The sequence below is a fragment of the Bradyrhizobium sp. genome, assembly GCF_035701725.1.
Lineage (GTDB): Bacteria > Pseudomonadota > Alphaproteobacteria > Rhizobiales > Xanthobacteraceae > Bradyrhizobium.
The window spans coordinates 1-7,409 of the sequence record NZ_DASSRP010000104.1; the positions used below are offsets into that span (position 1 = coordinate 1).

At 65.3% G+C, this 7,409-nt stretch carries 6 protein-coding genes; 3 read left to right on the forward strand and 3 right to left on the reverse strand.

Features of this window, described 5'->3' with window-relative positions; translation table 11 throughout:
• From VFL62_RS05630 to VFL62_RS05640, 3 genes are all read left to right on the forward strand, one after another.
• Window positions 1–1,237, forward strand: a 1,237-nt coding sequence (locus tag VFL62_RS05630) for a glycerol kinase GlpK (RefSeq protein ID WP_325171387.1), incomplete at its 5' end; no start/stop codon positions are given.
• A gap of 196 nt (window positions 1,238–1,433) precedes the next feature.
• Complete coding sequence (locus VFL62_RS05635; protein ID WP_325171388.1) at window positions 1,434–2,006, forward strand: hypothetical protein; 573 nt, start codon at window positions 1,434–1,436, stop codon at window positions 2,004–2,006.
• A gap of 161 nt (window positions 2,007–2,167) precedes the next feature.
• Window positions 2,168–4,600, forward strand: a complete 2,433-nt coding sequence (locus VFL62_RS05640; protein ID WP_325171389.1) for a penicillin acylase family protein — start codon at window positions 2,168–2,170, stop codon at window positions 4,598–4,600.
• Between the two features lie 46 nt (window positions 4,601–4,646).
• On the opposite strand, the gene VFL62_RS05645 is transcribed toward VFL62_RS05640, so the two are convergent.
• From VFL62_RS05645 to VFL62_RS05655, 3 genes are all read right to left on the reverse strand, one after another.
• Window positions 4,647–6,227 carry a GMC family oxidoreductase gene (locus VFL62_RS05645; RefSeq protein WP_325171390.1) on the reverse strand — a complete coding sequence of 527 codons (1,581 nt, stop codon included), beginning with the start codon at window positions 6,225–6,227 and terminating at the stop codon, window positions 4,647–4,649.
• A gap of 2 nt (window positions 6,228–6,229) precedes the next feature.
• Window positions 6,230–6,790 carry a gluconate 2-dehydrogenase subunit 3 family protein gene (locus VFL62_RS05650; RefSeq protein WP_325171391.1) on the reverse strand — a complete coding sequence of 187 codons (561 nt, stop codon included), beginning with the start codon at window positions 6,788–6,790 and terminating at the stop codon, window positions 6,230–6,232.
• A gap of 114 nt (window positions 6,791–6,904) precedes the next feature.
• Window positions 6,905–7,409 (reverse strand): pyridoxal-phosphate dependent enzyme (locus VFL62_RS05655; protein WP_325171392.1); only part of this gene is annotated, 505 nt, incomplete at its 5' end.

The window sequence follows — 7,409 nt, forward strand, 5'->3', positions numbered from 1 at the left end:
CCGCGCGACGGGCAAGGCGGTCCACCGCGCCATCGTCTGGCAGGACCGCCGCACCGCCGAGATCTGCGCGCGCCTGAAGGGCGAAGGCCACGAGCCCGCGATCACGGCCAGGACCGGCCTGATCATCGATCCTTATTTTTCCGGCACCAAGGTCGGCTGGCTGCTCGACAACGTCCCGGGCGCGCGGCCGCGCGCCGAACGCGGCGAGTTGCTGTTCGGCACCGTCGATTGCTATCTGCTGTGGCGGCTCACCGGCGGCGAGGTGCACGCCACCGACGCCACCAATGCCTCGCGCACGCTGCTGTTCAACATTCACACCGGCGCCTGGGACGGCGACCTCCTGAAGCTCTTAGGCGTGCCGCGCGCGATTCTGCCTGAGGTTAAGGATTCCTCCTCGCGCTTCGGCGAGAGCGTCGTCGATCTGTTCGGCAGCGCGATTCCGATTTGCGGCATTGCCGGCGATCAGCAGGCCGCGACCATCGGGCAGGCGTGTTTCTCCCCCGGCATGATCAAGTCGACTTACGGCACCGGCTGCTTTGCGCTGCTCAATACCGGCACGACACCTGTCACATCGAAAAACAAGCTGCTGACGACGATCGCCTATCAGCTCGGCGGCAAGCGCACCTACGCGCTGGAGGGCTCGATCTTCGTTGCCGGCAGCGCCGTGCAATGGCTGCGCGATGGCCTCGGCATCATCAAACACGCCGCGGAAACCGGCCCGCTCGCCGAAAAATCCGATGCCGCCCAGAGCGTCTATCTGGTGCCGGCCTTTGTCGGCATGGGCGCTCCATACTGGAATCCGCGCGTGCGCGGCGCGCTGTTCGGCTTGACGCGCAACACCGGCCCGGCAGAGCTTGCGCATGCCGCGCTCGAAAGCGTCTGTTACCAGACCGTCGATCTCTGGCAGGCGATGCGTTCGGACTGGCCCGAGGCCAAAGCTGCCAACGTCGTGCTGCGGGTCGATGGCGGCATGACGGCGTCCGACTGGACGATGCAGCGCCTCGCCGATCTGCTGGATGCGCCGGTCGACCGGCCGAAAGTGCTGGAGACGACCGCGCTTGGCGCTGCCTACCTCGCCGGTCTCGCGGCCGGCGTCTATCCGGAGCCGGAAAAATTCGCCGATAACTGGCGGCTCGAGCGCCGCTTCAAGCCGAACATGAGCGCGGCGACGCGGACGCGAAAACTGAATGGCTGGGCGCTTGCGGTGAAAGGCGTGCTCGCCAGCGACGAGGCATGAAGTCACTCGGCCAATGCTGCGCATGCCTGGGCAAATAAGGCCTTTGCGCGGCAAGAAATAACCCAGGCTAATTCCGGTGTGCGCCGGACGAATGGCGATCCGGGGGAGACAAGTCTCTCACCGCCAAATTGTCGCGGCATGTTTGTAGGACGCTCCCGCGCGGGCAGGGGATTTCCAAACCATGGAGTCCTCGGCAATGCATAGAGCAGTCTGTATCGTCATCGCGCTGTTGTTCTTCCCCTGTCAGGCACAAGCGCGCCATCATCACGCGGTGCGCGTGCATCATTCGTATTCCCATCACGCCTCTGACCATCGTGCTTATGCGCACCGGGGCTGGAGACACCGCGCCTACGTCCAGCGCGCCGACGTCGGCCGTGGATACCGTCTGGAGAATTTCCGGCAGGCCTGGGCCATGGCTGCGCCGGGCGGCGGCGAGAGCATCGTCGGCAGCCGCCCTTCCGGCTGTCCCAACCGCTTCTGTGGCTGCGAAGCCTCGCTCTACAAGTTTGGCCGCATCATTCCCGAGCTCAATCTCGCCGCCAATTGGTATCGGTTTCCGCGCACGGCGCCGGCGCCAGGCATGGCGGCGGTTCGCTCGGGCCATGTCATGATTCTTGAGAGCCAGGTCTCGGGGAATGTCTGGAATGTCCACGACGGCAATTCGGGCGGCCACGTGACGCGGGACCACGCCCGCTCCATCGCCGGATACACCATCGTCGATCCAAGCGCGGGGTCCACCAGGTTCGCGGCCTCCGCGCGGTTTATGTAACTTCGCTTCGCGACCGAGAGAGAAGAGCAGCCCCGGCCTCCGCGGACCGGGGCCGCATTTTTGCGCCTTGAACTTTGTTGAAAGTTGAGGTCGAAACCAAGGAGGTCATGAATTGGAGATCGCGGCGAACGCGGTCCCGACGATGGGGCAGGAACGACAAGATGAGGAAAGTCACCGGCCGTTGCGTGTTGATCTCTGCGCTCGTTGCCGCGACCACGACGCTGGCCGTCGCCCGCGATAATGACGCGCTATCCGCCGCCCGCAGCTCGAGTGCGCAAGCGCAGGGCTTGCAGGCGCCGGGCAAGATCCTGGTCGATGTCTGGGGCATTCCGCATATCTATGCCGAAAACGAGCATGATCTGTTTTTTCTGCAGGGCTTCAACGCCGCGCGCGACCGGCTCTGGCAGATCGATCTGTGGCGCAAGCGCGGCCTCGGTCTGCTGGCGAAGGATTTCGGCCCGGCCTATGTCGAACAGGACAAGGCGCTGCGGCAATTTCTTTATCGCGGCGACATGAATGCGGAATGGGCCTCCTACGGTCCCAAGGCGAAATCCTACGCGGAAGCCTTCGTCGCGGGGATCAACGCCTATGTCGCGGAGGTGCAGGCCGGCCGCCGCCCATTACCGATTGAATTTCGCATTGCCGGTACCAGGCCGGATCCATGGCAGGCGGAGGATGTCGTGCGCGTTCGCAGTCACGGCCTGACGCGAAACGTCGCCTCCGAGGTCAAGCGTTCGCTGGTGGCTTGCGCCGCCGGTCTCGAGGCGGATCGGTTCCGCGTCAAGCTCGAACCGGCCTGGACCACGAAGATTCCCGAAGGGCTTGATCCTTGCACGATCCCGAAAGGGGTGCTCGCCGCCTATGATCTGGCAACGCGGCCGGTGGCGTTTCCAAAGCCGGGGGAGCGCAAGGCGATGCTCCAGCACGATCCGGACCGGTTTTTGGCGGAAGCCGATCAGCAGCGCGACACCATCGGCTCCAACAACTGGGTGGTCGCGCCCTCGCGCACCGCGACGGGGCGCGCCATCCTCGCCAACGATCCGCATCGCGAGCACAGCGTGCCCTCGCTGCGTTATATCGTCGGGCTCAACGCGCCCGGCATTTCGGTGATCGGCGCCGGCGAACCGGCGCTGCCGGGCATCTCGATCGGCCACAACGGCACCATCGCCTTCGGCCTCACCATCTTCAACGTCGACCAGGAAGATCTCTACGTCTACGAGCTCAATCCGGCTGACCCGAACCAGTACCGCTATCGCGATAGCTGGGAAGCGATGCGGATCGTGCATGAGAGCGTCGAGGTGAAAGGCGAGGGCGCGCGCGACGTCGAGCTCAAATTCACCCGCCACGGGCCCGTGATCTACACCGATGAAGCGAACAAGCGCGCCTTTGCCGTCCGCTCGATCTGGTTCGAGCCGGGCACCTCAGCCTATTTCGGCTCCTCGGACTATATGACCGCGAAGGACTGGAACGGCTTTGTCGCTGCGATGAAGCGCTGGGGCGCGCCGTCGGAAAACCAGGTCTATGCCGACGTCAAAGGCAATATCGGCTGGATTCCCGGCGCCAAGACGCCGCGCCGCGCCGGCTATGACGGCTTGATGCCGGTGCCGGGCGATGGCCGCTACGAATGGCAGGGCTTCGTCGACAACGATCAGTTGCCGCGGGTCTATCGCCCCGCGCAGGGCTTTTTCGCCACCGCCAACCAGATGAATCTGCCGGGTGATTATCCGGTCGCCGAGCGCAAGGTCGGATTCGAATGGGCCGATCCGGCGCGCTGGCAGCGCATCGTCGAGGTGTTGCAGTCAAAACCGAAGATGACGCTGGCCGACGCGATGGATCTGCAGAACGACAACACCTCGATGCTGGCGCGGCGCCTGCTGAAGCTGCTGCAACCGCTTCAGTCCGAGAACGCCAATGCCCGAAAGGGGCTTGAGCTGCTCAAGCCCTGGGACGCGCGCGACGATGCCGAGAGCGCCGCCGCCGCGGTCTACGAGGTGTGGATCGCCAATCACCTGGGCGCGGCGCTGCTCAAGGCGGTGGCGCCGAAGGCCGCCGATCTCATCGCGCCGGAGGCTTCCAGCATTTCGCCGATCGTCGCCTATCTCGAAGCGCCGGATGCGGCGCTCGGCGCCGATCCGAAAGCCGCGCGCGACCGCGTCTTGAGCGAAAGCCTCGGTCGCGCCGTCGCGGACGTCGGCGAGAAGTTAGGGGCCGACACCTCAATGTGGCGCTGGGGACGCCTGCATGTGGCGAAGTTCGACCATGCGCTGGAGCCGCTCACCGATGCGGCGACCGCCGCGCAGATGTCGGTCGGGCCACTGGCATTCGGCGGCGCAGCCAATGTGCCGCGCGCGGCGACCTACCGCCGCTCCGATTATCGCCTGACCGCCGGCGCGTCGTTCCGCATGGTGCTCGACGTCGGCAATTGGGATGCCAGCCGCGCAATCAATACGCCTGGCCAATCCGGCGATCCCTTAAACGCCCATTATCGCGATCTCGCGCCCCTCTGGGCCACCGGCCAATACGTGCCGCTGCTCTACAGCCGCGCCGCGGTCGACGCCGCCGCGGCGGAAGTCATCGAGGTCAGGCCGAGGTGAGGGGTTGAAGTCCAACCCGCGTTGCGCCTGGACCGCGCCGCCAAATTCACCCGGCAATCGTGCTCCAGTTCGCGGCCAGGTGCTCCGCTGCGCGGAGCGATACCGCGTACATGGTGTAGGACGGATTGACGGCGCCTTCCGTGGGGAACAGCGTCACGCCGCTGATCCAGAGATTGGCGATCTCGTGGGTTTGGCCGTAGCCATTGGTGACAGAATCGGCTGCGGTCTTGCCCATGGCGGTGCCTCCCACCATGTGGATCGTCGGCGGCGACGCGCGCAGCGCCCATGACTCCTTGGCGCCCGCTGCTTTTGCGATCTGAAGGCCTTCGTCGCAGGCCTGTTGCCAGACCCCGACCGCGTCCTGATCATAGGTGTGCTGGATTCGCGCCAGCGGAAAGCCGAACTCGTCTTTCTCGCTCGCCAGTTCCACGCGATTGTCGCGGTTCGGCAACTCTTCGCCAAAGGCCTGCAGGCGGGATAATTGACGCGAACCGCGCTTGATGAAGTCGACCAGCGCCTGGCCGAACAGATCATTGCGCGAGTTGGCGATGCCGCCGATGTCGTTCGGTTTGATCGCCGGGCTGCAGTGCCAGAGGATGCTGCCGAAGGCGCCGGGTCGCGCCGTCTTGTCGTAGCGGTCATACGACCAATGCATCGGTGCGAGCACGCCCATGTAGTTCTGGACGTCGGGTTCGTCGAACATGCCCCAGATGGTCGCGCCCGTGTGCGCCATGACATAGCGGCCGACCAGTCCGTTGGCATTGGCGAGCCCGTTCGGGTGCTTGTCGGTCGCGGAGTTGAGCAGGATGCGCGGGTTCTGGGATACGAACGCCGCCAGGATAACGACGCTCGCTTGCTGAACCTGTCGCTGCCGGTCGCGATCGTAGTACTCGATGCCGGTGACCCGGTCTCCTTTGTCATTGGTGAGAACCCGCGTCACCGTGCTGAAGGGCTTGATCTCGGCGCCTTGTTTGCGCGCTTCGGCCAGATAGGTCGTGGTGGGATTTGCAAGCGCGCCGATCGGGCAGCCGGCATTGCACCAGCCGTCGTAAACGCACGGCGGCCGGCCCTTGTATTCCTGGCTGTTGATCGCCGTCGCGGCCCGTGCGGTCTTGATCCCGAGCGCTTCGAACCCCTTGAGCCACACGTCGCCATGGCGGAAGGTCTTGATCGGCGGCATTGGATAAGGCTGTCCCGGCGGCCGCCAGCGTTCCTCGGCCTTGGCGTCGCCGGAAACGCCGATGTCCTGCGCCACGCGATCGTAATACGGCGCGAGATCGTCATAGCTGAACGGCCAGTCGAGCCCGCGTCCGTAGGCGCTCTTCATGTTGAAGTCGCTCGGCAGCAGCCGCGGGAACATCGCGAAATAATGCGTGGCGGCGCCACCGCTTCCCCAGCCTGCGTTGTAGGCGTAGCCGAGCCGGTCCTTGCCCTCGAGCACCGCCGGGTTCACGACCTTGAGACGGCGGCCCCAGATTTCCGAACTGATCAGATCGCCCTCGCGCCAATCCGGCCCTTGCTCGAGCATCACCACTTTCTTGCCGGCGCGGGCGAGCACCGAGGCAAAGACCGAAGCGGATGCACCGGCACCGACAATCGCCACATCGACTTTTTCCGGAGCAGCCATGATCACCACCTCTTTTCCGGCGCGATGTGCGGCATGTAGGGAATGCCGAGCCCCTCGATGCCTTCCACGGTCCCGAACGTGACGTCGACGGCGTCATGCCGCAGCAGGAAATAGACAAACGGCGGCGGCGGCCCCTGCCAGCCCTCGATCTTGTTCTGACGCAGGCGGTCGACGAAATCGTTCTGCTCGGCCGCGGCAAGCTCGGCAAAGCGTTTGGTGTGAAGCGCCTGGCAGCTGCGTTCGATGGCGCCGAGCGCGGCGCGATAGAAATTGGCAAAGGGCGGACGGACATTGGCAATGCGCGCCATCAGGAGGCAATCCCCGGGAGGCACGGCAAGCTGATTGTCGACGAAATTCGCGATCCCCGCGACGCGTGCACCGGGAAGCAGCGTCTCGCCGATCGCTTCCAGGGTTTCCACCTCCTCCGGCTTCAGCACGGTTGCCGGCGCGCCCAGCGCCTTGGCTTCGCGCGGGCTCAGCCAGAATTCCTTGCCGCCGATGGTGAACGAGAGAGCCGCGAGTACCGCGCCCTGGACGAGCGCGCGCCGTCGAACTTCGACCATGTTTCCCCCCAAGTCCTCCGCGGCTGCCGCCATTATGGTCGGCGGTCAGCCCTGCCGGCGAAGTCAAGCCGAACGATCATGCAAAGGCAAGTCGCCGCTTGGGCGTAGGAAAAGTTATTCTGAAAACCGCACCGCCGTCGTGTTCGCCCCGCACAGCAGTACGGCGACGCGCTCTGCGGCCGCCGGCCTGTATCGCCCCGACAGAACCGCGGCGAACGCGGCCGCGCCGCCGGGCTCCGTGACCACGCGCAAGGCGGACCACAGTCTTTCCTGCGCCTGACGGATCGCGTCGTCGCTGACCAGCACCACCTCGGCAACATTGTCGCGCGCGATGGGAAACATCAGTTCACCGACGCGTTTTGGCGCCAGGCTGTCGGCGGCGATGCCGCCGGCCGGCGCGTCGATTGGATGGCCTGCGGCGAGCGCATCATGCAGCGTGGGCGCCGCTTCCGGTTCGACCGCGACGATGCGGATGCGCCGCCCGAACCATGCGGCGATACCACCGATCAGTCCGCCGCCGCCGACCGCGACCAGAAGCGTCTCGATCTCAGGCGCATCCTGGTCCAGCTCGATGCCGACCGAGCCCTGGCCAAGCAATGTTTCGGCCTGATCGTAGGCA

Bases quoted from the DNA above. Each gene is read 5' to 3' on its own strand.
- VFL62_RS05635 (WP_325171388.1), top strand. From the start codon at position 1,434: ATGCATAGAGCAGTCTGTATCGTCATCGCGCTGTTGTTCTTCCCCTGT.
- VFL62_RS05640 (WP_325171389.1), top strand. From the start codon at position 2,168: ATGAGGAAAGTCACCGGCCGTTGCGTGTTGATCTCTGCGCTCGTTGCC.
- VFL62_RS05645 (WP_325171390.1), bottom strand. From the start codon at position 6,227: ATGGCTGCTCCGGAAAAAGTCGATGTGGCGATTGTCGGTGCCGGTGCA.
- VFL62_RS05650 (WP_325171391.1), bottom strand. From the start codon at position 6,790: ATGGTCGAAGTTCGACGGCGCGCGCTCGTCCAGGGCGCGGTACTCGCG.